The organism is Nodularia chucula CCY0103 (genome assembly GCF_963923915.1).
GTDB classification, from domain to species: domain Bacteria; phylum Cyanobacteriota; class Cyanobacteriia; order Cyanobacteriales; family Nostocaceae; genus Nodularia; species Nodularia chucula.
This window is the reverse complement of record NZ_CAWUOL010000030.1, coordinates 15,082-39,365: the sequence shown is the minus strand read 5'-3', so window position 1 is coordinate 39,365 and position 24,284 is coordinate 15,082. Positions and strand designations below refer to the sequence as shown.

The 24,284-nt window shown below is 39.8% G+C and carries 25 protein-coding genes; 15 read left to right on the top strand and 10 right to left on the bottom strand.

Annotated elements, in window-relative coordinates; translation table 11 throughout:
* Positions 1–438 precede the first annotated feature (438 nt).
* The 3 genes from ACM0OP_RS10920 (at position 439) to ACM0OP_RS10910 (ending at position 2,265) form a co-directional block, all read left to right on the top strand.
* Complete coding sequence (locus ACM0OP_RS10920) at positions 439–927, top strand: GNAT family N-acetyltransferase (RefSeq protein ID WP_414528428.1); 489 nt, start codon at positions 439–441, stop codon at positions 925–927.
* A gap of 122 nt (positions 928–1,049) precedes the next feature.
* A complete protein-coding gene (locus ACM0OP_RS10915) occupies positions 1,050–1,748 on the top strand; it encodes a ComF family protein (RefSeq protein ID WP_414528427.1) in 699 nt (232 codons plus the stop codon).
* Between the two features lie 58 nt (positions 1,749–1,806).
* On the top strand, positions 1,807–2,265 hold the full coding sequence (locus ACM0OP_RS10910; RefSeq protein ID WP_414528426.1) for a PPC domain-containing protein: 459 nt from the start codon (positions 1,807–1,809) through the stop codon (positions 2,263–2,265).
* Positions 2,266–2,310: 45 nt separating this feature from the next.
* On the opposite strand, the gene cobS is transcribed toward ACM0OP_RS10910, so the two are convergent.
* Positions 2,311–3,081 carry an adenosylcobinamide-GDP ribazoletransferase gene (gene cobS / locus ACM0OP_RS10905; RefSeq protein ID WP_414528425.1) on the bottom strand — a complete coding sequence of 257 codons (771 nt, stop codon included), beginning with the start codon at positions 3,079–3,081 and terminating at the stop codon, positions 2,311–2,313.
* 564 nt (positions 3,082–3,645) lie between these two features.
* Here cobS and ACM0OP_RS10900 point away from each other — a divergent pair.
* The 5 genes from ACM0OP_RS10900 (at position 3,646) to psbM (ending at position 6,379) form a co-directional block, all read left to right on the top strand.
* Complete coding sequence (locus ACM0OP_RS10900) at positions 3,646–4,098, top strand: hypothetical protein (RefSeq protein ID WP_414528424.1); 453 nt, start codon at positions 3,646–3,648, stop codon at positions 4,096–4,098.
* A 216-nt stretch (positions 4,099–4,314) separates the two neighbouring features.
* Entirely contained in the window at positions 4,315–5,418 is a 1,104-nt protein-coding gene (gene tgt / locus ACM0OP_RS10895; RefSeq protein WP_414528423.1) for a tRNA guanosine(34) transglycosylase Tgt, read from the top strand.
* A gap of 83 nt (positions 5,419–5,501) precedes the next feature.
* Entirely contained in the window at positions 5,502–5,639 is a 138-nt protein-coding gene (locus ACM0OP_RS10890) for a photosystem II reaction center protein K (RefSeq protein ID WP_414528422.1), read from the top strand.
* 190 nt (positions 5,640–5,829) lie between these two features.
* Positions 5,830–6,126, top strand: a complete 297-nt coding sequence (locus ACM0OP_RS10885; RefSeq protein ID WP_414528421.1) for a 2Fe-2S iron-sulfur cluster-binding protein — start codon at positions 5,830–5,832, stop codon at positions 6,124–6,126.
* Positions 6,127–6,262: 136 nt separating this feature from the next.
* Entirely contained in the window at positions 6,263–6,379 is a 117-nt protein-coding gene (psbM, locus tag ACM0OP_RS10880; protein ID WP_006195024.1) for a photosystem II reaction center protein PsbM, read from the top strand.
* A gap of 81 nt (positions 6,380–6,460) precedes the next feature.
* Here the strand turns inward: psbM and ACM0OP_RS10875 are convergent, their stop codons facing one another.
* Positions 6,461–7,312 carry a universal stress protein gene (locus tag ACM0OP_RS10875; RefSeq protein WP_414528420.1) on the bottom strand — a complete coding sequence of 284 codons (852 nt, stop codon included), beginning with the start codon at positions 7,310–7,312 and terminating at the stop codon, positions 6,461–6,463.
* Between the two features lie 386 nt (positions 7,313–7,698).
* Between ACM0OP_RS10875 and ACM0OP_RS10870 the strand changes: the two genes are divergently transcribed.
* From ACM0OP_RS10870 to ACM0OP_RS10855, 4 genes are all read left to right on the top strand, one after another.
* Entirely contained in the window at positions 7,699–8,238 is a 540-nt protein-coding gene (locus tag ACM0OP_RS10870; RefSeq protein WP_414528419.1) for a pentapeptide repeat-containing protein, read from the top strand.
* Between the two features lie 237 nt (positions 8,239–8,475).
* Complete coding sequence (locus ACM0OP_RS10865) at positions 8,476–8,844, top strand: pentapeptide repeat-containing protein (protein ID WP_414528418.1); 369 nt, start codon at positions 8,476–8,478, stop codon at positions 8,842–8,844.
* 345 nt (positions 8,845–9,189) lie between these two features.
* Complete coding sequence (locus ACM0OP_RS10860; RefSeq protein WP_239731180.1) at positions 9,190–9,552, top strand: pentapeptide repeat-containing protein; 363 nt, start codon at positions 9,190–9,192, stop codon at positions 9,550–9,552.
* A 332-nt stretch (positions 9,553–9,884) separates the two neighbouring features.
* Positions 9,885–10,385, top strand: coding sequence for a pentapeptide repeat-containing protein (locus ACM0OP_RS10855; RefSeq protein ID WP_414528417.1), 501 nt, complete (start codon positions 9,885–9,887; stop codon positions 10,383–10,385).
* Between the two features lie 218 nt (positions 10,386–10,603).
* Here the strand turns inward: ACM0OP_RS10855 and ACM0OP_RS10850 are convergent, their stop codons facing one another.
* Positions 10,604–12,712: a M3 family metallopeptidase gene (locus ACM0OP_RS10850; protein WP_414528416.1), complete on the bottom strand. Its 2,109-nt coding sequence runs from the start codon at positions 12,710–12,712 to the stop codon at positions 10,604–10,606.
* Positions 12,713–12,827: 115 nt separating this feature from the next.
* On the opposite strand from ACM0OP_RS10850, the gene ACM0OP_RS10845 reads away from it, so the two are divergent.
* The gene (locus tag ACM0OP_RS10845) at positions 12,828–13,622 is read left to right on the top strand and encodes a dienelactone hydrolase family protein (protein ID WP_414528439.1); all 795 of its coding nucleotides are present in this window, start codon (positions 12,828–12,830) and stop codon (positions 13,620–13,622) included.
* Positions 13,623–13,898: 276 nt separating this feature from the next.
* Here the strand turns inward: ACM0OP_RS10845 and ACM0OP_RS10840 are convergent, their stop codons facing one another.
* Complete coding sequence (locus ACM0OP_RS10840) at positions 13,899–14,201, bottom strand: acylphosphatase (protein ID WP_414528415.1); 303 nt, start codon at positions 14,199–14,201, stop codon at positions 13,899–13,901.
* A gap of 167 nt (positions 14,202–14,368) precedes the next feature.
* Here ACM0OP_RS10840 and ACM0OP_RS10835 point away from each other — a divergent pair, with 167 nt between their 5' ends.
* The gene (locus ACM0OP_RS10835; RefSeq protein ID WP_414528414.1) at positions 14,369–14,746 is read left to right on the top strand and encodes a DUF1823 family protein; all 378 of its coding nucleotides are present in this window, start codon (positions 14,369–14,371) and stop codon (positions 14,744–14,746) included.
* A gap of 343 nt (positions 14,747–15,089) precedes the next feature.
* Here the strand turns inward: ACM0OP_RS10835 and ACM0OP_RS10830 are convergent, their stop codons facing one another.
* The 5 genes from ACM0OP_RS10830 to ACM0OP_RS10810 form a co-directional block, all read right to left on the bottom strand.
* The gene (locus ACM0OP_RS10830; protein ID WP_414528413.1) at positions 15,090–16,085 is read right to left on the bottom strand and encodes a glycosyltransferase family 2 protein; all 996 of its coding nucleotides are present in this window, start codon (positions 16,083–16,085) and stop codon (positions 15,090–15,092) included.
* A complete protein-coding gene (locus tag ACM0OP_RS10825; RefSeq protein WP_414528412.1) occupies positions 16,072–17,514 on the bottom strand; it encodes a glycosyltransferase in 1,443 nt (480 codons plus the stop codon). The genes ACM0OP_RS10830 and ACM0OP_RS10825 overlap by 14 nt, the downstream gene beginning before the upstream one ends.
* Positions 17,515–17,535: 21 nt before the next feature.
* Positions 17,536–18,690 carry a glycosyltransferase family 2 protein gene (locus tag ACM0OP_RS10820; RefSeq protein WP_414528411.1) on the bottom strand — a complete coding sequence of 385 codons (1,155 nt, stop codon included), beginning with the start codon at positions 18,688–18,690 and terminating at the stop codon, positions 17,536–17,538.
* A gap of 17 nt (positions 18,691–18,707) precedes the next feature.
* Positions 18,708–19,445 carry an ABC transporter ATP-binding protein gene (locus ACM0OP_RS10815; protein WP_414528410.1) on the bottom strand — a complete coding sequence of 246 codons (738 nt, stop codon included), beginning with the start codon at positions 19,443–19,445 and terminating at the stop codon, positions 18,708–18,710.
* Positions 19,446–19,791: 346 nt separating this feature from the next.
* Positions 19,792–21,873: a glycosyltransferase gene (locus ACM0OP_RS10810; RefSeq protein WP_414528409.1), complete on the bottom strand. Its 2,082-nt coding sequence runs from the start codon at positions 21,871–21,873 to the stop codon at positions 19,792–19,794.
* Between the two features lie 60 nt (positions 21,874–21,933).
* Between ACM0OP_RS10810 and ACM0OP_RS10805 the strand changes: the two genes are divergently transcribed.
* Positions 21,934–22,656, top strand: coding sequence for a class I SAM-dependent methyltransferase (locus ACM0OP_RS10805; protein ID WP_414528408.1), 723 nt, complete (start codon positions 21,934–21,936; stop codon positions 22,654–22,656).
* Here ACM0OP_RS10805 and ACM0OP_RS10800 read toward each other — a convergent pair.
* The gene (locus ACM0OP_RS10800; RefSeq protein ID WP_414528407.1) at positions 22,653–24,161 is read right to left on the bottom strand and encodes an FG-GAP repeat domain-containing protein; all 1,509 of its coding nucleotides are present in this window, start codon (positions 24,159–24,161) and stop codon (positions 22,653–22,655) included. The two genes, ACM0OP_RS10805 and ACM0OP_RS10800, sit on opposite strands and share 4 nt — an antisense overlap.
* Positions 24,162–24,284 lie beyond the last annotated feature (123 nt).

The following is a 24,284-nucleotide window of genomic DNA, read 5'->3' as shown; positions in this document are numbered from 1 at the left end:
TAAACTCTAGTATATGGGTAATGAAAGTCCAATATTTAATTGGATTCATGATTCAATAGGAATTTGATATTTTTTTTATACTCACAGGCGTAAATTTGTATAGTGGTTGGTATATGCTGCTTTTATGATGTAAGTAGAGGCATAGCTAGGATATTTGGCTATATTTCGCGGTTTTTTTGCTATTGCTATATTTACTGTGTTGTTACTGGGGTTATGGAATATTTTACTACCAGTAATTTAGTGATGATTCTGCACAGAAATGTATGTTGAGTTTTGTAAATACTGTGCCGCCATATTCTTGTTTATAACCCCACTCCCTACTCCCCACTCCCCAATCTCATGACAAACTTAAATTTTTTGCCGAGTTGATCATTAACTGGGTACATTGGAAGATAGATTCAGGAAAATTTTCTGTGCAAACCTGACCCCCAAATAGTCATGAAAAACTATTATCAAGATTTTTTGATTCGTAACTGGGAGATAGGCGATCGCACCAGAGCCGCTTCTGTCGTTAGTTATGTATTATCAGAATATGGTCTGGGTTGGGAACCCAAAGGCGCAGACAAAGATGTACTGCAAGTAGAGGAATTTTATTTAGAAAAGGGAGGTGAATTTTGGGTAATCGAACACCAAAACCAGCTAGTGGGTACGGGAGCATATTACCCGATCCAGCGTGGTAAAAAAGCCGTAGAAATCCGCAAGATGTATCTTTTATCAAGTGTGAGAGGTTTAGGGTTGGGTAAATATTTGTTACAACAGCTAGAAAGTGCGATCGCATCCCGTGGTTTTGAGGAAATTTGGATTGAAACCGCCAGTGTGTTGGTGGAAGCGGTGAAGTTGTATGAAAGTAATGGTTATCAAGTAGCAACAGGAGTGGAAACACCTCGGTGCGATCGCGTGTATGTTAAAGTGCTACAGAATAATTGATATAGCTGGGGAGTAGGGAGTGGGGAGTGGGGTAAAAGCCTTTCGGTGTCTAACTTTTATGATCAGTTTATGTCCTCATGTGTATGCGTAGTGCTATATTTTCCCCTATTCCTTGCCGATCAATGTCCACTTGGAAGCACAGTTTTAACAACTTTCTCAATCTGTTTTTGCAACCCCATTGTGTTTTATGTCAAAGGCCTGCATCTACTGAATTTTGTGTTTACTGTACTAGAGAGCTACAAAAATGTCAGCAGAAAAACCCGGTGGCTTTGTGGAAACAACCAGTACCTGTATTTGGCTGGGGAAGTTATGGGGGAATTGTCAAACGGGCGATCGCTGTGATGAAATACGAAAATCAGCCGCAAATTGCCCGACCTTTGGGACAATGGCTAGGAGAAGCCTGGTTATTATCAAATGTCTCCCAACGTCAAGCAACCCTTCCTGTAGTTGTTCCCATCCCACTCCATCCCCATAAGCAAAAAACACGTGGTTATAACCAAGCAGCACTCATCGCCCAAAGTTTTTGTCAAACAACAGGGTTAAAATTGCAGTTAAATGGTTTAACCAGAGTACAAGACACTCAAGCTCAATTTGGGTTATCACCATCTGAACGAGAAAGTAACTTAGCTGAAGCATTTACTGTGGATAAAAAATTGCGCGATCGCTGTGGAGATATCCCAGTATTATTAGTTGATGATATTTATACCACGGGCGCAACCGCTAGGTCTGCGATCAAAACACTGAATCAAAATAGCATTAGTGTTTTAGGTTTAGCAGCTGTCACCACTGCCGTTAAAGATCAATATGTTAAAAGTATCTAGGCAAGTTATTCTGATAAATTAACCAATTACCTGTTTTCGTGGGAAGACCTTCTAAATAATGATCAGTCTACATTTTGTAGTGGGTTTAAAAAAACTAATAATTATTCCTACCACTTTGTTAGTAATTGGCATGAATACAAGGGTAGGATTGGCTCAAAATCAGGTGTATAATCCAATTCCTGTAACTCCCAGTACGGAAATTTCTGATACACTTTCCGCAAAGGATATTCCCACAGGACAAGGTGGCTTTGGTCGTGATTATGTGGTGAAGCTGAATCAGGGTGATAACTTACTGATTGATGCTATTTCTGAAAGTTTTGATACCATTATTACACTTTTAGCACCCAATGGCACGACAGTGGCAGAAAATGATGATGGACCCGATGGTACGACTAATTCCTTATTATTTACCCGCATTAATGAAGCTGGTAACTATATTATCCGCGTCCGCTCTTTTGGGGAAACTGGGGTGGGACCTTTTCAACTGAAGGTGACGAAGTTACAACGAGTGAAGTAATTCGTAGTATTTCCTTCGGAAACGCTGCGCGAACGTAGTTCGTAATTAAAAAATGGTAAGGATACAGAGGAATAAGGCTTCTGTCCACTCGACTACTGCGCCATAAGTGTCTCCTGTGTGTCCACCTAGTTTGTGATGAAACCATAAACCTGTAACAGTGGCGATCGCACTACCAGTTAATATCATACTGAGTGCTAAAATTAGATATTTATTGTCTAATACTATCAGTAATCCGGTCAGGGTAAATAGTAACAACAGTCCTGGTAATAAATCTTGATATGAAGTAATAGCCTGTTTGTGAAATGCACCTTTTCCCGTGGGTTTTAAATAAGGATAACAGGCGATCGCTAATTGTTGTCCCCAACGTCCCCAACTACAAGCTCCCATCAGTATCAGCCAACGATGATCTGCAATATCTACTAAGGCTGTAGTTTTCAATAATATTAATGCGATCGCCGTCATCGCCCCAAAAGCACCTGTAGCACTATCTGACATCACCTGCAATCGTTTTTCCGGATTACCCACCGCCAAACCATCAGCAGTATCCATCGCCCCATCTAAATGCAACCCTCCAGTCACAGCAATCCAGATAATTACCACCACAGCGCTACGAGTGAGTATTGGTATTCCCAGATAATTCATACTGATATCACATAAGCTTAAAATCCCTCCAATCATCAGTCCCACGACGGGGACAAAATACGCCACTCTAGTTAAATCCAACCCATTTATATAAGGCAAAGGAATAGAAGTGTAAAATATTATACTAGCAAATAAATCTAAGCCTAACCTTTTCCACCAAGAGATTTGAAGCATTTTGTTAATTAATATACATGAACTAGCTGATCTAGCAACCGTGAAAGAGGATATTAAGACACAAACAGATTAAACCCACTCCCCACACCTCCCGTAAGAAGCAAGGGAGCGGGGAGCGGGGGGGAGTTAGAAATTACTTGACACGGACGGCAGCTTAACAACTTTTCCTCTTCTCCCTTGCACCCTGCCTTTCATGGGTTGAGTTTAATGGTAATAGGTCGTATTTTCTTCAAGTTAACAACCTTTCTTCTTCTCCCTTGCCCCCTGCCCCCTGCCCCTCTGCCTCTTCCCACTCCCCCAAATTTAAAGCTTTAAATAAGATCACATCGGATTAGAGACTCATTGATAAAACTTTGTTATGCTGTTTTCAGTAATATCTTCTTTTTAGTGCTGATTTTAACTGCCAGTCAGCAAAATTAGCCAACCAAACCGCTATAAACAAGAATCTGAATTAGACAATAGCCCTATTAAGTCGATCATTGTTTAAATGTAGGATGCCAACAAGCTGTTAAATCTAGCTTTGAGCTTTGTTGTTCCTCACCTTTGAGTATCTTCTATTTTCCTATGAGTCACCATCTACCCGATAACAGGACACCAGCTCCCTGTATTGTGAATACGGGCATTATTGTGAATAAGCTCGATATCCGGCGATTGCTGTCTGATTTAGGTCGAGTCCACTACATCCACACCCAAGAAGGTAAATTACAGAGCGAGGGTGAAGGAGATGTGATGGAAGTTTTTATTCATCCCCAACGGTCTACCCTGGTTGCTAACTCTGCACTTTACTTAAATCTTGATAGTTTTGATTACCTGGAACTCAAACAGTCACCAGAAAACCAAACATACTTTGACTTGTTGCAAGAAGGTATGTGCTTACGGTTGATTCCCCTTTCCACTCCTTCACAAGAACGGAAAGAACGCAACCTGAATGTGAGCGCTATAGAAGCAATGATGGAGCAGGTATTTTCAGCTAAATGGGATGCAGAAATTGATGATGATTGTTCTGATTCATTTTGATTGGTAACTGAGAAAGCATATACTCTAAGGGTTGGTCATGATTGATTCGTAAAAATGGTAGCTAAATTATTCTCTTGATTTTTTGTCAACAGTATCTGTGTAGTTGTATGGATTACTTTTAAACCACAGAGGCACAGAGAACGCAGAGAGAAGAAAGCTATTTTACGGGTTTCAATTCGTTGTTTATACATTTAGCGTAATAGCCTTAATTTTACCTTGAGTGCCAATTTTGATTTTGAATCCCTAGCCCAATGTAGCCAGACAAAAGCCAGGGCTGGTTTATTTCACACCCCTCATGGAACTGTGGAAACCCCTAGATTTATGCCTGTGGGGACTCTGGCAAATGTGAAAACTGTCACCCCAGATCAGTTGAAAAGGACTGGGGCGCAAATGGTTCTGTCCAATACCTATCATCTCCACCTACAACCAGGGGAAAAAATTGTGGCGGGAGGTGGTGGTTTACACAAATTTATGGGCTGGGATGGACCAATGCTGACCGATTCCGGTGGGTTTCAGGTGTTCAGCTTGAGCGAAATGCGGAAAATTTCGGAAGATGGTGTAACTTTTCGCTCACCCCACGATGGAAAAATTATTCATTTAACGCCGGAACGCTCCATAGAGATCCAAAATACTTTAGGGGCTGATGTGATTATGGCCTTTGATGAATGTCCCCCCTACCCAGCTAGTCGTGAAGATGTGGAAGCTGCAACCCAGAGGACTTATCGTTGGCTAGAACGGTGTATGAATTTTCATCAACGCAGTGATCAGGCGTTGTTTGGTATTGTCCAAGGTGGTGTATATCTGGATTTACGCGCCCAAGCAGCTCAGGCTTTAGCTAAATTGGATTTGCCTGGATATGCTATTGGTGGTGTGAGTGTGGGTGAACCGCCGGAACTGATGGCGGATATTGTGCGAACTACAGCGCCACTATTACCACCGGAAAAACCTCGTTATTTAATGGGTGTGGGTACTTATCGGGAAATGGCAATTGCGATCGCATCTGGTGTAGATTTATTTGATTGTGTCATTCCTACCCGTTGGGCGCGACATGGTACAGCAATTGTGCAGGGGGAACGCTGGAATTTAAAAAATGCGAAGTTTCGTGAAGATTATGCACCACTAGATGAAACTTGCCCTTGTTATGCTTGTCAAAATTTCAGCCGTGCTTACATATCTCATTTAGTGCGATCGCAAGAAATTTTAGGCTACACATTATTGAGTATTCACAATATCACCGAACTAATTCGTTTTACCCAAAAAATTCGTGAAGCAATATTAAGCGATCGCTTCGCCAGCGAATTTGCCCACTGGCTCAACTAAAATTAAAATAACTCATCCCCAATCCATGTTAAGATACCTTTCAATTATGAACTCTGTGTTAGATTAGGTGGATTTAAACAAACATGGAAGCAGCATTGTTATTAGCAAAATTGCCAGAAGCTTACCAAATTTTCAATCCTTTGGTAGATGTTCTCCCAATTATTCCCGTCTTTTTCCTGTTGCTGGCCTTTGTATGGCAAGCAGCTGTTGGCTTCCGATAAGCTAACCAATTATCTATTATGGGGACAGGTATTTCACCTGTCCTATTTATTGAGCAATTTTGCTTTATTAAACTTGATATTTATTAACATTTTGTAATAAGCTACCATAAATTAAGTAGGATAGTTGACGGAACTGTAAATAACTCAGCTTTTCCCGCCACGCCTACAGTCAAAGAGGTATCAATCAGCTATGGGTAAGATCAAATTTATCAAAGAAAATCAAGAAGTAATAGCAGCTGATGGGGCTAATCTTCGACTCAAAGCCATACAAAATGGCATTGATATATATAAATTTATTGGCAAAATGACCAATTGTGGTGGCGCTGGTCAATGCGGTACTTGCATTGTGGAAATAGTTGAAGGAATGGAAAATCTTTCCCCCCGCACAGATGTAGAAAACCAAAAATTTAAGAAAAAGCCAGATAATTACCGCCTAGCCTGCCAAACCCTAGTCAACGGCCCAGTCAGTGTCGTTACTAAACCCTAGCATCTCCACAGTAAAATTCGCCAAACCTGAACCATTACAGCCAAAGAAGTCAAAAAATTTCAGCTAACACAGGCATCGATAATGCTATTCTAAAGTTGTTAACTAGAAACAGAAATTTAAAAGAGGCTTTCTTGCCATGCAAGTGAATGAACTAGGGTTTGTAGCGAGCATTCTGTTCGTTCTTGTTCCCGCAGTGTTTTTAATAGTTCTTTACATCCAAACTGCTAGCCGTGAAGGTGGAAAAGATTCTTGATATTTGTCCATAGAATGAAAGAACCCCAACACCATTGGTGCAGGGGTTTTTTGTTGACCAACCGCTAAATTTAGGGTAATGTTAACCCACCGTCCGCGCCAACAACACCGGACAAGTAGCATTAACTCGTACATAGTCAGACAAAGAAGCACCAATTAGCCTGTCTATATCCACAAAACTCTTAGCTACCGAAGGCCGACGGTCGGGAGAACCAATCAATAATAAGTCTGCATTTAACTCTTCCGCCAGACGACAAATTTCTTCTCCCGGTTTACCGCTACTAGTGACACAACGAGTTTGTACACCATATTTTTGCGCTTCGGCGACTGCTTCTGCCAAAACTGGATTTTTATCTGGGTCAATTTCCGTAACTTCCGATGTTTTCCCACGCAAATCTGTAGTCACATTAGTTAAAATTAACTGACTACCCTGAATATCCCGTAACAGAAACAGCGCCAAGCTTAAGCAGTTTTTGGCAGAATTGGAATTATCCATCGCCACCATCACCCGCTTAATTCTCTTGACATAAATATCATCCTTTACCAGCAACATGGGGCGAGAAGATAGCTGGAAAACGTATTGACTCACCGAATTAGATAAAATTGATTGCAGACGCTTCAGTCCCCGCGAACCCATAATAATTAAGTCCGCCTCCATCTCATTTGCTACTTGGCAAACTACATCCTTGGGATCACCTTGGCGTAAAATCGAAGACACCTGACTAGGATCTAAATTCAGAAACTGAATCGCATTAGCCAAGATTTTGCCCCCCTCTTCCCATTTATCTGTCATGGCCTCAGAGGTACTTTGGGCAGGGACAACGTGCAGAACTGTAACCTTAGCGGACTGAATTGATGGCATCTCCTTTAAGGTTTTCAGCATTTCTTCTGCATGGCCTAAGCCAGAAACTGCTAGCAAAATTTTATTAATCATTGTTACTTCTCGCCCTTAAAGTTGCTTTGGTATTTGCTGTTATTACTTGGCTCAGTTGAATGTTTCAACCCCTGGCTGAATCACCTAGTCAGTAAGTCGGCATAAACTTTTAATCATTAGCTATCACCACTAAAACACGTGACTAATAGTTAATTAATGTTGAGTTTCTTTACTAAAATTACCCAAACTATAGACTAGGCTTCAAAGATTAAGCATACTCTCAATTTAGCGTAATAAACTTCATAAATTATGATGTTAGTTATTATTTTTAATCTATAGTAATTTTTTTTAATTAGAGATAAGTTAAGTATTGCAAAGAATTTTATATAAAATCAGACTTTTATATTTATGTTTATAAACTGAGGGTGCGGAATGTGGGTTAAATCATGGTTTGGGAAATTACCACGGAAGAGTTGTTGAAAAGGTACACTTCCGGTAAGCGAAACTTCGCTGGGGCTGTGGTAGTTAGAAAAAGCGAATGTGGGCGCAACTATATTGACCTCGAAGGTGCTGTATTGCGGGATATTAACTTGCGTGGAGCCGATCTGAGTTTCGCTGATTTGAGGCTAGCCGATCTGAGTGGAGCCGATCTCTTTGGTGCTTCCTTGATAGAAGCTCGGTTGGATGGTGCGATTATTAGGGATGCTAATTTGCAGTGTGTGAATTTGTGCGGGTGTAATTTGACTGGTGCTGATTTGGTTGGAATTAGCTGGCATCATGCTAATGCCATTGATGCTATTTTCCGTAGAGCTAGATTCTCTGGCGGTGGTGAAAATAACGTTTTCATTTGTGCTGATTTCCGAGATGCTTCCATTGCCCACGACGCTATCTGTAGAGCCATGAATGTAATTTGGGATACTATCATGCCCGATGGCACTATCCAAAACGGACCCTATTTCGGAGAGTGGAAATCCATCAGCAAGTAAGGGAGCAGGTTCAATAATAGGCTTGATAGTGGAATCGCAATTCCTCGTAGGTTGGGTTGAGGAACGAAACCCAACATTAACGCTGTTGGGGCGACCTTGGGGGTCAAATTGGGTGATTTGGGCTTCGGCTAGTTGTTCTGTGGGGAGGTCGGTGATTTGGACGGTTAGGTTGAAGGTGGGGTCGAAGAGGTTTAGTAGGTTATCTTTAAATGTGTTAGTTAATGCCGAGGTGTATAGATGAAAATAACTGCTGAAGAGTTGTTGCAACGTTATTCTGCTGGAGAGAGGCGCTTCATTGAGATAGACCTCAGTGGTATTGATTTGAGCGGAGCTAACTTACCAGAAATTGCTCTGCACAAATGTAATCTCCGAAATATTAATCTTTCTGGGGCAAATTTGCTTGGTGGAAGCCTCATGGGTTCCGATTTGAGTGGAGCTAATTTGGACAGAGCCAATTTGGAAAGCGTTGCTATGCAAGGGACTAATTTGGAAAACGCCACTCTGCTGGGTGCTATCACTATTGAAGCTGAGTTTGCTGGAGCTTTCTTCCAAAATACCACTACTGAGGAAGGGAGTATTGTTGAAGGGCCTGAATACTTCGACTGATACATCTGATGCTTGGTTAAGCGGTAACTCAGCTAATAAGTTTGCCCCTTGATTAGTAGAGTGCGATCGCAATTCCTCGTAGGTTTGCTTGAGGAACTAAACCCAATATTAACGATATCTAAAATAATTGACCACTATAAATTAGCCATACAAATATTTCCACATTATAGATATTCGCTTTAAACTAGCACCATATTTTAATATTACTCACTTCCCACATCGTGTGGAAATTCTAACTTAATAGCAGATCGGTAGGCTATGTGTGTGAGGGTGGTGGTGTATTCGCTGTTATCGTTGGGGGTGGGGTCTTTGATTAAATGTATTGTTTACGTCAAGAGGTGAGTTATGACTGCCGAGGAATTGTTGCAGCATTATGCTGCTGGGGAGAGAGATTTTAGTGGCGTTGATTTGAGTGGTGTTAATTTGAGTGAAGCTGATTTGCTCCATATCAACTTGAGCCGAGCTAATTTGAGTGGAGCTAATTTGGTTGAAACAAGACTCTACGGTGCTGATATTCGCCAATGCAACCTGAGTGGGGCTGATTTGAGAAATGCAGACTTGCGTGTCAGTAGGTTGGATGAGGTTAACTTCCAAGATGCCAACCTGGAAGGTGCTAACTGGCGGAATGCTGAACGATGTGGTGCTTTTTTCTGTAACACCACTATGCCAGACGGAGAAATTGTTATTGAACCCAATCGATATGAGTGAATTGGAAGCAGAATCTTCTTTTGATTCTGTAAGTGCGATCGCAATTCCTCGTAGGTTGTTTTGAGGAAGGAAACCCAACATTAAGGATATCTAAAATAATTGACTACTATAAATTAGCCATACAAATACTTCTATATTATAGATATTCGCTTCAAACTAACACCATATTTTAATATTACTCACTTCCCACATCGTCTAGAAATTCTAACTTAATAGCAGCACCCCAATCAATTGTATATATACCCTGCGTGACATAACGATTAAAACTTGAAAACACGGGCAGGGTTGAGTGAGTTATCTTGGAATATGTTAATTAATGCAGAATTTGAGTTATGGATGCTGAGGAGTTGTTGCAGCTTTATACTGCTGGGGAGCGTAATTTCGTTGGAATCGATCTGAGTTCGCCCAGAGTCCTTGAAGATGTTGATTTGAGAGGGATTAATTTGAGGGGTGCTAACCTGGGTGGCGTTCGCATTGCAAGAAGTGATTTGAGTGAAGCTAATTTGTTCGGAGCTTGTATGATTGGGAGTACTCTGATCGATGTCAATCTGAGCAAAGCCGATTTGTCTTATGCTATTTTGTGTCGAGTTGATTGGCATAATGTTGACTTGAGTGAAGCTTACTTGTTCGGAGCTAATTTGACCAAAGCTGCTTTGAGGAATGCAAACTTGTTCTACACCAATCTGGAAGAAGCTCTTTTGATTCGTACTAGCTTGAGGGGAGCTATCAATACGGAGGATGTCTTCCGAATCCATGATGCCTTCATTTGGAACCTGCGGCTTCCTGATGGAAGTATTGATGAAGGTCCACGGTTCGAGTTTCTGGAATACTGAGTTGTCAGTTCGCAATTCCTCGTAGATTGGGTTGAGGAAGGAAACCCAACATTAACGCTGTTGGGGCGACCTTGGGGGTCGAATTGGGTGATTTGGGCTTCTGCTAGTAGCGCTACTCACCATTTTAATTCAGGAAAATGCTTAATTTTGACCAGACAGCAGCATCAATAAGTTAAGGTGCGTTAGCCTACGGCATAACACACCCTACTAGACAATCGTTAATTTACAGTCGCTAATAAACCAGTATGCTTGAGTAACGAAGTCGTACTAGGTTCACGACCTCGGAAAGATGCAAACACATTCATGGGGTGTTGACTCCCACCGAGAGCTAAGACTGTATCCCGGTAACGTTTACCTGTAGCTTTTATCGCTTGTTCATCTTCTAAACCAGCTTCTTCAAAAGCGGCAAAGGCATCAGCACTCAGAACTTCAGCCCATTTGTAACTGTAATAACCAGCCGCATAACCACCTGCGAAAATGTGACCAAAAGCACATAAAAAAGCGTCTTCTGGTAGAGGCTGTAAAACTGTAGTAGTTTGGGCTAGGCGTTGACGGACATCTGCAACAGTTTCATCACCACCAGGGCGATAACGATAGTGTAGTTCCACATCCACACTGCTAAAGTGAATTTGCCGCAACATCACACTACCACTCATATAGTTGCGGGCGGCTAGGAGTTTTTGGTAATAATGCTCCGGTAAGGGTTCCCCAGTTTGATAATGCTTGGCCATGCCAAACAAAGTCGGTCGCTCATAACACCAGTTTTCCATAAACTGGCTGGGTAGTTCCACGGCATCCCATTCTACATTATTAATACCTGCTGCCCCTGTGTAATCTACTTTGGTCAACATATGATGCAAGCCATGACCAAATTCATGAAATAACGTTTCTACTTCATAAAAAGTCATTAAACTGGGCTTACCATCCACTGGGGGACTTTGGTTACATACCAAATATGCCACAGGTAAACGAATGGATGTGACACCATTTTCGGTAATTTTGCTGCGATTAATACAGACATCCATCCAAGCACCACCGCGCTTTTCGGCTGGACGACTGTAGGGGTCTAGGTAGAAGTAAGCTAGGGGACTACCAGTTTCATCAGCAATTTGGAAATAACGTACACTCTCATGCCAAACTGGGGCTTGACCATCAGCAGGGGTGACGGTGATTCCAAATAACCGTTTTACCAGTCCAAATAAACCATCTAAAACTTGAGGTAAGGGAAAGTAAGGGCGTAATTCTTCGGCGGTGAAGGCAAATTTTTCTTCCCGTTGCCGTTCTGCCCAAAAGCTGGTATCCCAATGTTGTAAGTCGTCGGCTTCTGGTGCGTTTTTGCTAGCAGCAAAGGCTTTGAGTGCTTCTAAGTCTTGGACAGCAGCATCATAACTGGCTTGGCGCAGTTCTTCTAATAATGCTTCGACTGCGGCGACATTAGGAGCCATTTTACTGGCTAAACTCAATTCCGCATAATTGGCAAAACCGAGTAATTGAGCTAGTTCTTGCCGTAATTCTAAAGTGCGCTCTATTAATGGCTGATTATTTAACTCCCCTGATGAAGCACGAGTAATGAAAGCTTTATAAAGTTGTTCCCGCAAGTCTCGGCGGGTGCTGTGCTGCATGAATGGACCGTAACTAGGAAAGTCTAAGGTGATGCGCCAAGGACCATTTTCTGGGGTGGCGTTTTCTGCTCCGGCTTCACGGGCGGCCTGGGCTGCTAAACTCAGGAGGCTATCGGGTAAGCCGTGGATTTCGGCTTTGGTGGTCAGGGTTAAGCTAAAGCCTTTGGTGGCATCTAGGACATGGTTGGAGAATTTGGTGGCTAGTTCTGCTAGTTCCATTTGGATGGCGTTGAAGCGCTCTCTGGCTTCTCCTTGTAAGCCGACTCCAGACAGTTCGGCATCTCTGATAGCAGCTGTGACGATTCGCTGTTGGGCTGATTCTAAGGTTTCCCAATTATCACTGGCGCGCAGTTGTTTAAGAGCGTTATATACAGGTTGGCTTTGACCAAGCTTGTTGCTGAACTGTACTACTTGTGGTTGTACGCTTTCGTAAGCGGTGCGGAGTTCTGGGCTATTTTTGACACCCATTAAATGGCTAACTATGCCCCAAGTCCAGGTCAGCTGTTCTGTGAGTTTTTCTAGTGGTTCTACTAAGCCTTTCCATGTCGGCTGGATGTTGGCTTCTAGGTTGGTGAGCTTTTGGTCAAGTTCTGCTAGGAGTTCGGTAAAGGCGGGTATTATTTGCTCTGGTTGTATTTCTGGGAAGGGAGGTAAGCCAGAACCTTTAAGTAAGGGATTTTGAGAAATAGTGACATTTGCGGTCATGGTTTTGTGTGAGTTAGCTATAAATATCTTGATGTATCTTCTAATGTAGCGATCGCAGCGTGATTTAGCCGTGTCAACATGGCAAAATGTTGAGAAAGTCTCAATTAATTACCCAATGAAATTACTGATTCCTGTTTTGCTTGCACCTGTGCTGGTGTCGTTATCTTCTACACAAGTGCTGGCTGCGATTCAAACCAGAACTATTGAGTATAAACACGGGAATACTGTTTTAGAAGGTTATCTAGCTTACGATGATGCTATAACTGGGAAGCGTCCTGGTGTTTTAGTAGTGCATGAGTGGAATGGGTTACAGTCCTTTGCCAAAGAACGTACTGAGGAATTAGCTAAACTTGGTTATGTAGCATTTGCTGCCGATATTTACGGTAAAGGCATTAGACCAAACAACCCTGAAGAGTCAGGAAAACAAGCCTCAATTTATCGTCAGGATAGACAATTATTGCGCGATCGCGCGATCGCCGGATTAAAAGTTTTACAACAAAATCCCCTCACCGATATCCAACGCATCGCCGCCATTGGTTATTGCTTCGGCGGTGGTACAGTCCTAGAACTAGCCCGTAGTGGCGCAAATATTGCTGGAGTTGCCAGTTTTCATGGTAATCTGGACACCCCTAACCCCAATGATGCCAAAAACATCACAGCCAAAGTCTTAGTATTACATGGTGCTGATGACCCCATTGTCCCAGATGAACAAGTACAAGCATTTGCTACCGAAATGCGAGAAGCAAATGTGGATTGGCAATTAATATCCTATGGTGGCGCAGTCCATAGCTTCACCAACCCAGAAGCCAACAACCCACCACAATCACTTTATAACCCCGTTGTACAAAAGCGCTCTTGGCAAGCTCTCAAACAGTTTTTTGCCGAAATATTTCAAAACCCTAATAGCTAAATAATCCCAACAAAAAACCTCAGCTTGGCAACTGAGGTTCCTGATTAGGAGAAGTAAGAATGACAATTTTGATACACGAATACTAAGAAGCTGAATTTAAGCCCAAGGCAACTTGATTAATAGTTATTTAAGTAGGTTGTTTTAGGTATTTGCTAACTTATGTAAACAATATTAACAAGTTCGTTACAAAAAGTCAACAAAGTTTACAATAAAGATTATACCAACCTTGCAGAATGCCTCAAACCCATACAGAGTTAGAAGGGTGTTCAAAAACATCTATTCCCAGCGCCTAACTTCAAACCCCCGCAAATTTTCAGGCTGTTCATACTCAACCACCACATCCTTAACCACAGCCGCAGGAGGGCCAATATGACACCAGCGCAGCATCTCTTCCACCACTACCCGCGCCCCCTCAAAAACTGCCTCCACCCTGTTATCAGGGAGATTTCGTACCCAACCAGTTAATCCCAATTGGCTAGCTGTATCAACAGTTGCATAGCGATATCCTACCCCCTGTACCCGACCGGAAATAAATACATGGGCGCGGACTATCTTTGGCAGTGATGTAGAGTTCTGCATATACCAGTCAATGGTTTATCGTTTCCAGTCTAGCTAACTAGGTGCATACATGAGCGAATTTTTCAGTCAAACACTTGTAGTTTTGGCGGATAACTTTTTAATTAGATGTAAAAAGAGTTAAAATCATCCTTATTTGTAGGATTCTATTTGTTAATTTTCCATCATTTATGTCTAACTTACCCCCACTGAATACAGAAACAATCTGGGCAATTCTAAATGATCAAATTGATAATTCCGTAGTCCATCAATTAGTATGGCACTACTTAGGTTATCGCTATGACTCTGCAACTGGTAAATGGGATAATCAACTAGTACAAGCAGAATGGCGCGATGAGTATCCAGAACCGCCGAATTTTCTGGAGAGTCGCCCGGCGACAATGAAATTAACCCGTTCTATTCCCAAAGAAAACAAACAAATATTAAAAGAAAAATTAGGTTTCAAAGGTTATAAAATTGGTGAATTTACTCCTAGAGAAACTCGCAGAGCTACAGCAGCCAATTGGTTATTAAGTCATTTACAAATCACCCAGAGCAAAATAGAATAATTAACCAGTTTGACGTAAAAAAATTACCTGATATACACAGGACTTACGCAAAAACTCTCACTTCGACAAGTATTACAGCAATGCTTTAATAGGATGTTTTAAAAGTTTTGGGCGAATATAATTCGCTACTACACAAGCATGACGCGTAGCGGCTTCCCGTAGGGAAGTCCACCTCCGTGGACTAAGAAAAATCAAGGTTTTCAACCCGCGCAGGCGGGTTTAGTTTGTGTAGCCGCGACTTCTAGTCGCCAGGGCTAGTTGTAAGACTCAAATCCTGATTCCTCCGTGTTCTCTGTGTCTCTGTGGTTCCTTATTCCGTAAATTGTGCGTAAGTCCTAATTATTTACGATGACTTACTTATTTTGTGCCAACTAATTCCCCGATTCCAACCCACACGAATACCATTTAGAGACTCCTGGATATATTTACACAGCATTTTATAGGAAAGATTGTGAGTAAATTTCAGGCGAATAATTCTTAAAAAGCAACGATAAATCAATAATAAACTTAAGCGAATCACTAACACAGGAAATGGTATTTTATTAAAAGCGTGTTTTAAAGCAAAATAGGTAGTATTTTTTGCCAGAGAATACCAACAAGTGAGATGCTTTTGGTCTAAGCGATTATGACTAGGTTGGGGGTAATGATCTACAACTACATCACAATGGTGGATTTGATAGCCTGCTTGAATCAAACGCAAACAGACATCAGTTTCATCTAAAAAATAATCAAAAAACTCATCATAGCCGTTAATCTTTTCTAATAAATCTTTGCGATAAGATGAGTTCGTACCCATCAAGCCATTATACCAAAAACCTTGGGGTTGATTATAGTTAATCACACCAGCCAAACAAATGGGACTAGTATTACTAATCAGATTTGTGATGCCACGATGATATTGTAAAGGATAACCATTTCTGGTCATATCTCGCACAGCGCCACCAACCCCAGCACATTTATCACCATATAAAAGATATGTAGATAAAAGTTTTTCTATCCAGTCAGGGGGTGGAATTGCATCATCATCAATAAAGGCAATAATTGCACCTGATGCCAACTTTATCCCCACATTCCGCGACACACTAATATTTTTTTCTGCTACAGTTGCAAACTTGAGGTTTCTATTGAAACTGTTGGACATAACAGTTAACATTTCCCTAGTTTCACTATTTGAGGACGCATCAATTACAATAACTTCACAAAATGAATAGTTAATATTATTGATTGCTATCAGTGTCTTCTCTAAAGAAATCCGACGATCAGCCGTACAGATGACAATAGATATCAAAATTGTGTGATTTTGGTTTATTTCGGCTTCTAATAAACTACTGCAACACATTATTTTTCTTTAAAACCCCCTTTATATAAATCCTCATTGGTACAGATAGAGATATTGTGTCTGCAAAACGTTTAATGATTTTCCAAACCATTGCTAAAAATAAAGTTTTCAGTTCATAACCGGAGAGATATTTAAAATTAGTGGCATATATGTTACTTGGTTGCAGATGAATTTCTTGTAATCGTGTAAATAAAAAATAATTAGAATTAACCTTGGAGATTTGCGGTGCTTTAATCAATTGCGTGAATACATCAACATCAAAATCTGAAATTGGTTGTGACTGAATTTGATTCAACATCGCTGGATTTTGGATAATTTCAGTTAAAAGTGCAGTTAGTCCCTCCACAGAACCATCAAACTTATAACAATTAACTCCATGCTGAAAATGTCCTTTAAATGCGGGAATATCAGCTAAAACTAGAGGGACTCCCATCCAGTTAAGCTCATGGGCTGCTAAACAAAATGTTTCCACACGAGACGCAAAAATTGCCAAATGGGACTCTTGGGCTATTTTTAAGTATTCCTCTGCGGAATATTGCCCAGGAAAAGCAAAATGTTTGAGAAATTTTGGAGAAATAAAACTTTTAACTTCCTCCAGATAGGAGCTATATTTTAAGTTGGTAGTAGGTAAATTGTATCCCGCAAACGTGACATGAATCTGGTCAGTCAAAGTTTGACAAATGGCTGCACAAGCACGAGCGATAATGTCCGTACCCTTTAAATGTACTATTCTTCCGGGACAGAGAATTTTGAGAGGAAACTGAGGAGAGTTAACTACACAGTGGCTATTTGGTTCTGCCAATTTACGATAAGGTAAAGGAGAGAGAAAAACTTGATTATGAATGCGAAAATAATTACTGTACCAATCTGCTACAGACTGAGAAGGGCTTTTCCATCCATCTGCTAATTCTAAACAAAATCTCTCAGCATAATTAGAAAATATATAATCATTCCCGACATCCAAAGCGACAGGATAACGGTCTATTAAATCCCAAATTTCTCTAGCCCCATGTAAATGAACCCACATAGTTATATTCTTAAAGACTGAATGGGGATTAAAATGTTTGTCTCGCAGTGTCTGAAATCCCATTCCGCCATGTTCACACCATTCCACCCCAAGGATATTTTTTTCAGCAATGATTTTTTTTAACCCCTCGGCTAATGCTAGGGAAGTTTTTTCTAAATCATAAATATCTTCGGAATTTAGCTGAGTATCAGCCAATTCATTAATATGATATATTACACATTTGCAGCTAGATGATGCAAAATATTCTCTGGCTTGAATAGCCTTAATTTCAGGAACACCATACAATAATATTAAGGGTGTATATGCTGAAGTTTGTAAATATTCAACAACTTGTGATGTGTACTGACCTATGCCGCCATTAATAAATGGAGCAATTTCGAGGGTGGGAAAAACTATATACATACAGTTATATTTTCATCTCCTTTAAATATTCTCGTTGTGCAGATAATCAAGATAATTATGCCAAGATGTCCTTGTGAGTCGCTCAACAACATGAGGATATTTGGGGTTAATGTGATACTTATTTTCAAATTTGCGTCGATTTATTTGATTATTTCTATTACCCAAAGATGGGGGATGGGGAATATGTATGATGTAAGATTCAAAACAACTAGCAAAAAAATAACCTGCTAACCAAGCTCTGTATGTAAAATCAATATCATCAAAACCATAATTACCATCGTAAATAGGATCAAACCCTCCTAAATCAATAATGGCTTGCTTACACATTCCCATATTAGAAACTAGCACTCCTGTCCAATTAGCTATGGGTTTATCAGCCGCAGGTTGCATCATACTGACTGGTTCATGTCCCCAAAGAAAATTCACAGCACCACTACAATCTGAGTTTGCATATTCCAGTCGTGGCCCTGTGGATAAGACAGGATGAGGATTTGATAAGTGAAGATTTACATGGGCTTCAATATGTGTGCGTGATGGAACATGATCTGCATCTAGTATGATGACTAAACCATCAAGACAAGCGGAAACACCTTTGTTACGCAGGGTATTGAGTCGAAATGCGTTTTTAATTGTTGGTTCTTGAACAATTTGATAATTAAGTTGATGTAAGTTGCAATGTTCAATAAATACTGCTAGGGAATTATCTGTTGAACCATCATCACACAAAATAATTAAATCTGGTTGCAGTGTATTTTTGGCGATCGCACCAATTACAAAGGGTAATTCCTGAGATTTATTATAACAGATAATTACTAGAGAAATTGGTGTATTTACTTGATATTTATGTAAACTAATTAGTTGGGGAAATTGATAAGTATGGTTTTCTGTATTTATGGCAGTTTGCTCTATTGATTTGTGGGAGAGAAAGGACTTTTTGCCCAAGAGTAAGGCTACATTAATATAGTGAAAGCAGTCTAATAATAATCTACCGATGATTCGGAAAATGGGGTTTTGTTTAAACTTGGTGATAATTAACCATGTGCGAGAGTTTTTAATATCTGCCAGTTCTGCTAATAAACAGTTGTGAGATAAGTTTAATTGCTCTATCTCTGCAACCAGGGATTCACATTGCTGCGCGAGGCGATCGCACTCTTGACTACATAATTTATTGTCCATAATTATCACTAGTTTCCCTAATTTAAAATCTTTTGTAAATAATAATTAATCGCCTTTTCAGTTTCACCAATAAACATGATTTTACCTTTATCTATCCACATTACACGCTCGCAAGACTGTTGCACAAAATCCAAATCATGGGATACTACCAAAACCGTAGTTTTTTCATGCCAAAAATTTTCAATTCTCTGCTTACACTTATTTTTAAAACTTTCATCACCAACAGAAAGGATTTCATCTAATATTAATATATCTGGCTGGACATCCGTAGCAATAGCAAAACCTAACCGTGCTACCATCCCCGAAGATAAACCCTTCACAGGTACAAATTCATATTCCTTCAATTCTGCGAACTCCAAAATAGACTGCGCCCTTTTTTTAATTTCAGCCCGTGAAAAACCCAATAGCACACCATAAAGTACAATATTATCGATCACAGAAATCTCTGGATCAAAACCTGCACCTAGTTCAATCAAAGGAGCAATTTTACCCCGGACTCTGACTGTGCCACTGGTAGGTTGCAAAATCCCAGAAATTGTCTTTAAAATAGTTGATTTACCAGAACCATTTGCGCCAATAATGCCAATTTTTTCCCCTTGTGCAATCACCAAATTAATCTGATCTAAGACTAATCTTTTGGCTGGGTGGCGATATTTACCTTCTAATAAAGATAAAAAAGTTTTCTTCATATCATAAGAAAATTCTTCTTGTGTTCGTCGCCATAAAAACACTTCATCAAGGCGAATTACTTCCATATTTTTCCAATATCTTGTTTTTAGCAGTTACTGCTTTAACTCTAGAAAATTCAGCACCAGATGGCTAGAAATATAGGACTTACGCACACTCCACCAATTCTTGGCGTACTACAGCCCTTACGGGCATCGCTGCGCGCGGGCGACTTGGCGGTATGCGCTTCGCGCACGCTACGCGAACATTAAATTAAGCCTTTTGGTAATTTCTGCGTAAGTCCTAAAATAAAGGCGTTGCTGAGTAGAAATAAGAATTTGTAGCACGCAGAGGCGCAGAGTCGCAGAGAGTAAGAGTTGAGATGAGTTGATTTTTAAATTTCATATTCAAATTCAGCAATGCCAAAATAAATTCCTAATCCAGTTCTTTCGATAAACCCAATTTGTATTTAACTTTAAACCAAAGTTTTCGGAATTGCCAAAATTTAGATGATTCCATCGCCGCAATTCGTTTTTTCAATTCATAGATTTCATAACTATGATTTCCTGAATTTCCCCACTCATTTGCTATTTCCTGATCTTTCCATAATTGCGTGAGATACTGCACCATAACATGAGAATATAAACGCACAGTTTTTTGGTGTTTTCCCAACATATACTGAATTAATTGCGTCCGGTGAGGCTGTGCTATTGTCCATACCATTGAATCGTAGTGGCGACGATAAAGAAATAATTCTATTGGTAAAATATCCCCAATACAGCCATTTTCATATAAGCTAATAAAATAATCCCAATCTTCATAAGAAATTAACTCTTCATCAAATTCTCCGACTTTTTCAATGGCTTCTCGGCGATATAGATTTGTACTATTTACCACATTAGTATTATGAAAAAGCATTAATTCGGGAATAAAGCCCACAGGTGCTTGAGTATATTCATAAGCTTCAAAGTTGCGCGTATAACAACCTACATAACTAAGTTCCTGATTATTTATCAAAGCCATCAGCGCTTTTTCCATATATTCGGGATGAATTTTGTCATCTGAGTCTAGAAGCATAATAAATTCACCAGAACAGACTTTTAGCCCCGCATTCCGCGCCGAACTTAAGCCCCCGTTGGGTTTAAAGACTTTAATCACACCAGATAAATTGTGAAAAACTTCATTGGTTTCAGCATCAGTAGAACCATCATTAACAACTATAATCTCTACATTTTTATAACTAGATACTTGAATAGAGTTAATGGCTTCTTGAATATACTTTCCTTGGTTATATAGAGGAATAATTACGGAAATTTTAGCTTCTGAATTAACTAGCCATTGTTTAGGTGAACTATTTACTTGATAAGTTGCTTCCACTTGCTGAGAGGCTAACTCAGGATCGCACCATTGCTTAATGCTTGATTTTGCATTTTCGGAAATCTCCTCTAAATAAGCAATATTTCTGTAATTATCTAAGATGGTATGGGCAATTTCTTCAGCATGGGAGGGATTAATTAAAAAGCCGGATTTTCCGTGTTCAATCATTTCTGACATCCCACCTGCTTGACTACCAATCACCACACACCCCAAAGACATCGCTTCTAAACAAACATTAGCCCAGTTTTCCCACCGTGAAGGAAATACACAAAAACAAGTGTTTAATAAAATTTCTGGAATTTCTTCATAGGGTGCGGTTCCTTTAAAGACTATTTTATCTTTTAAATCATAGGGAATACGTTTTCTAAGATATGCTGTATAAGAACCTTGAAAAGGTGCAGAATAGGTATCTCTGCCATACATTTCAAATACAAAGTTAGGCTCCTTCGCCAGAATTATTTTAGCGGCTTCAATAAATTTATCTACACCTTTTCTGACTTGAATACTCCCCAGAAAGGTAATTTTTTGAATTTCAGATTTAACAAATTTGCGGGGAGAACTCAGATGTGTTAATAATAAGGGGTAAGGACTTCTAACAATAGAATTTAAATTCAGTCTTTGGCTAAAATATTCAGCCAGTGAGGCGGAAGGTGAAGTAACAATATCGGCATTTTTAACACAGTAATCTTCTAAATATATATCGATGGGGGTTTGAGTATTTGTATGCTTTTCTTCATCTATTGTGACTAACAGAGAGCGGGGTGTATGTAATTTGACTACTAGTTGGGTATTAGCAAATTCATTTAACAGTTTTTTGGCTCTAATGGTGGTGAAGCCTTCGGCGTTGTATTCAGCAAATTCAATAATATCAAAAGGACTGAGTAACCTGAGAGTTTGATAAACTCGATCTGAATAATTTTGATTATAGGTGAAAAAATGGCGATCGCTGATTTCTGGCTCAGTCCGAATCAGTGTGACATTTGGGGGTAAATAATGTAAATTAGACTCAGAAAAACAGTCAGTAATTAAATAAACATTATGCCCTCTTTTTGCCATATATTTAGTAATATTAGCAATATAAGTACCAATTCCCCCTCCTGTAATGGGGCCAAACTCACGAGAAATATAAGCTATTTTCATTAGTAAATTTATGGGGATTTTTCCAGAATATTAGTGATATAAAGGATACAATAAACTTCCGTGAATGAGCAACCATATACACAAAACTTTTACCAATCTCAGCGCGCAGGTTCACGACTTTCTGCTGAAGCAGTTGTTCCCTTAGTTATAGAACTAACCCAACCCAAAAGCCTAGTAGATATTGGTTGTGGTGTAGGAACTTGGCTTTCAGTATTTCAAGATTTTGGGATAGAAGACTATTTGGGAATAGATGGAGATTATGTAGATGTTAATATGCTGGAAATTGCACCCAGCAAATTTATCTGTTTTGATTTAAAGCAACCCCTAGAAATTGAGAGAAAGTTTGATTTAGTTGTCTCTTTAGAAGTTGCGGAACATCTTCCTTGCGAGTCAGCGGAAATCTTTATTCATTCATTAACCAAGTTGGGGAATGTCGTACTATTTTCCGCAGCAATTCCCCATCAAGGTGGTTTGAATCATCTGAATGAACAATGGCCAGAATATTGGGGTGAGATTTTTACCCAGTATGGTTATGTGGCCATTGATTGCTTACGCCGAAAAATCTGGAGTAATGAAAAAGTGGAACCTTGGTATGCTCAAAATCTCTTAATTTTTGTTAAGGAAAGTTGCCTAGATAAATATCCCTTATTAGCCAGGGAATTTGATCAAGGTGAGCATAACTTAGCAATGGTGCATCCTAAAATTTACCAGAGTGCGATCGCCGCAGTCAAATGGCAAATGCATCTAGAGTTAGAGAAATTAAAATCTCAGCTAGAAACTTAAGCCATACCTGCAATTTCCCAACCAGCCGGCGCATTAGGCAAATTAGCAAAACCTGTATAGTTAGTTCCATCCATCAACCAAATAGAATTCCACCCTTCAGTGATATTATTCATAATAATGTCAGGTTGACCATTGCCATTAAAATCTCCCGTTCCTAAAGATTGCCAACCCGGTGAACTGGGTAAATTTTCATAACCAATGTAATCTGTGCCATCTAAAAACCAGACTGTATTCCATCCTTCCGTGGGATTATTCAAGAGAATATCCACTTTACCATCCCCATTAAAGTCTGCAACACCAGTAATATTCCAGCCATCAGCTACAGGTAAATTACCATAACCTGTGTAAGTAGCACCATTCTCACCGCCTAAAAACCAAACTGTGTTCCAATTATTGGCAGTATTATTCAGTAGAATATCAACATTACCATCACCGTTGAAGTCTGCGGCTCCTTTAATTTCCCAACCTTGTGCTGTGGGTAAACCGACACCGCCAAGATAATTCATCCCATCCAGAAACCAAACTAAGTTCCAGCCATTGCTGGGATTATTCACCAATAGATCTGTGTTACCATCTTTGTTAAAATCAGCCGTAGCCATTGGTCGATAACCAGCTAAACCAGGGAGATTCATCTCTCCTACATAGTTAGTCCCATCCATTAACCATGCTTTATTTAATCCTTCACTGGGGTTAGTTAAAAGGATATCTGTTTGATTATCTTGATTGAAGTCTTTTGGTGCTTGGGGGCGAGGAATTGTGGAGTTGGATAAACTTAAGGAATAGTTAGTATTGATATTAGCACTATCCCCTTGAACTTCGATAAAGTAATTCCCTGCTGGCAAGGTAGTATTAATTGTACCGTTAGTATTCACGGTAGCAGTATCTGTGAAAAGTCTTTCTCCGTTATCAATTAAGCCATTATTATTTTGGTCAGAAATAATACTAGTTCTTAGGCCACTTTCAGTTATTCCACTTAATTGCAGATTAATTTGACTGGTATCTGCAAGGGAAAATTGATAATAATCGACGGGATCTACAACACCTACAAATTGCTGGTAACTCCTATTACCAGTCAGATTGCCAATATTGTAAGCGGTATTCAGGGTATTTCCAGGGTCGAAAGGAATGGAAGCCGGAGTAGGTGTAATTCCTAGCTCTAAAGAAAACCTATAACTGGTAGTGCTATCCAGACTAAAGGGTTTAACTTCAATTAAGTAATTACCAGCCCCCAATGTAGTATTAATTGTGCCATTTGTATTGAGAACAGCCGTTTGAGTGTAAAGCCGTTCTTCGGGATCTAGTAATCTATTATTATTTCTGTCGAAAATAATACTACTTTGAACAGTCCTTTCAGTAAATGCATTGAGGAGTAAACTAATTGTACTAGTTTCTGAAAGGAAAAATTCATAATAATCCACTGGTTCTACACCAGGGACTTGATTGAAATCCTCCACAGGTGTGAGAGTGGTGGCATTATTAGCGGTATTTAGTGTATTATCTGACATATTTTTAGTTACTTGTTAATTTGATACACTTAATATAGCGCTTTTTATCAGTCTCGACAAATCAACCCTGGGTGTGATAAATATTAATTTTTACTATGCAGAGATGCAGAACAGCAGAGTTGA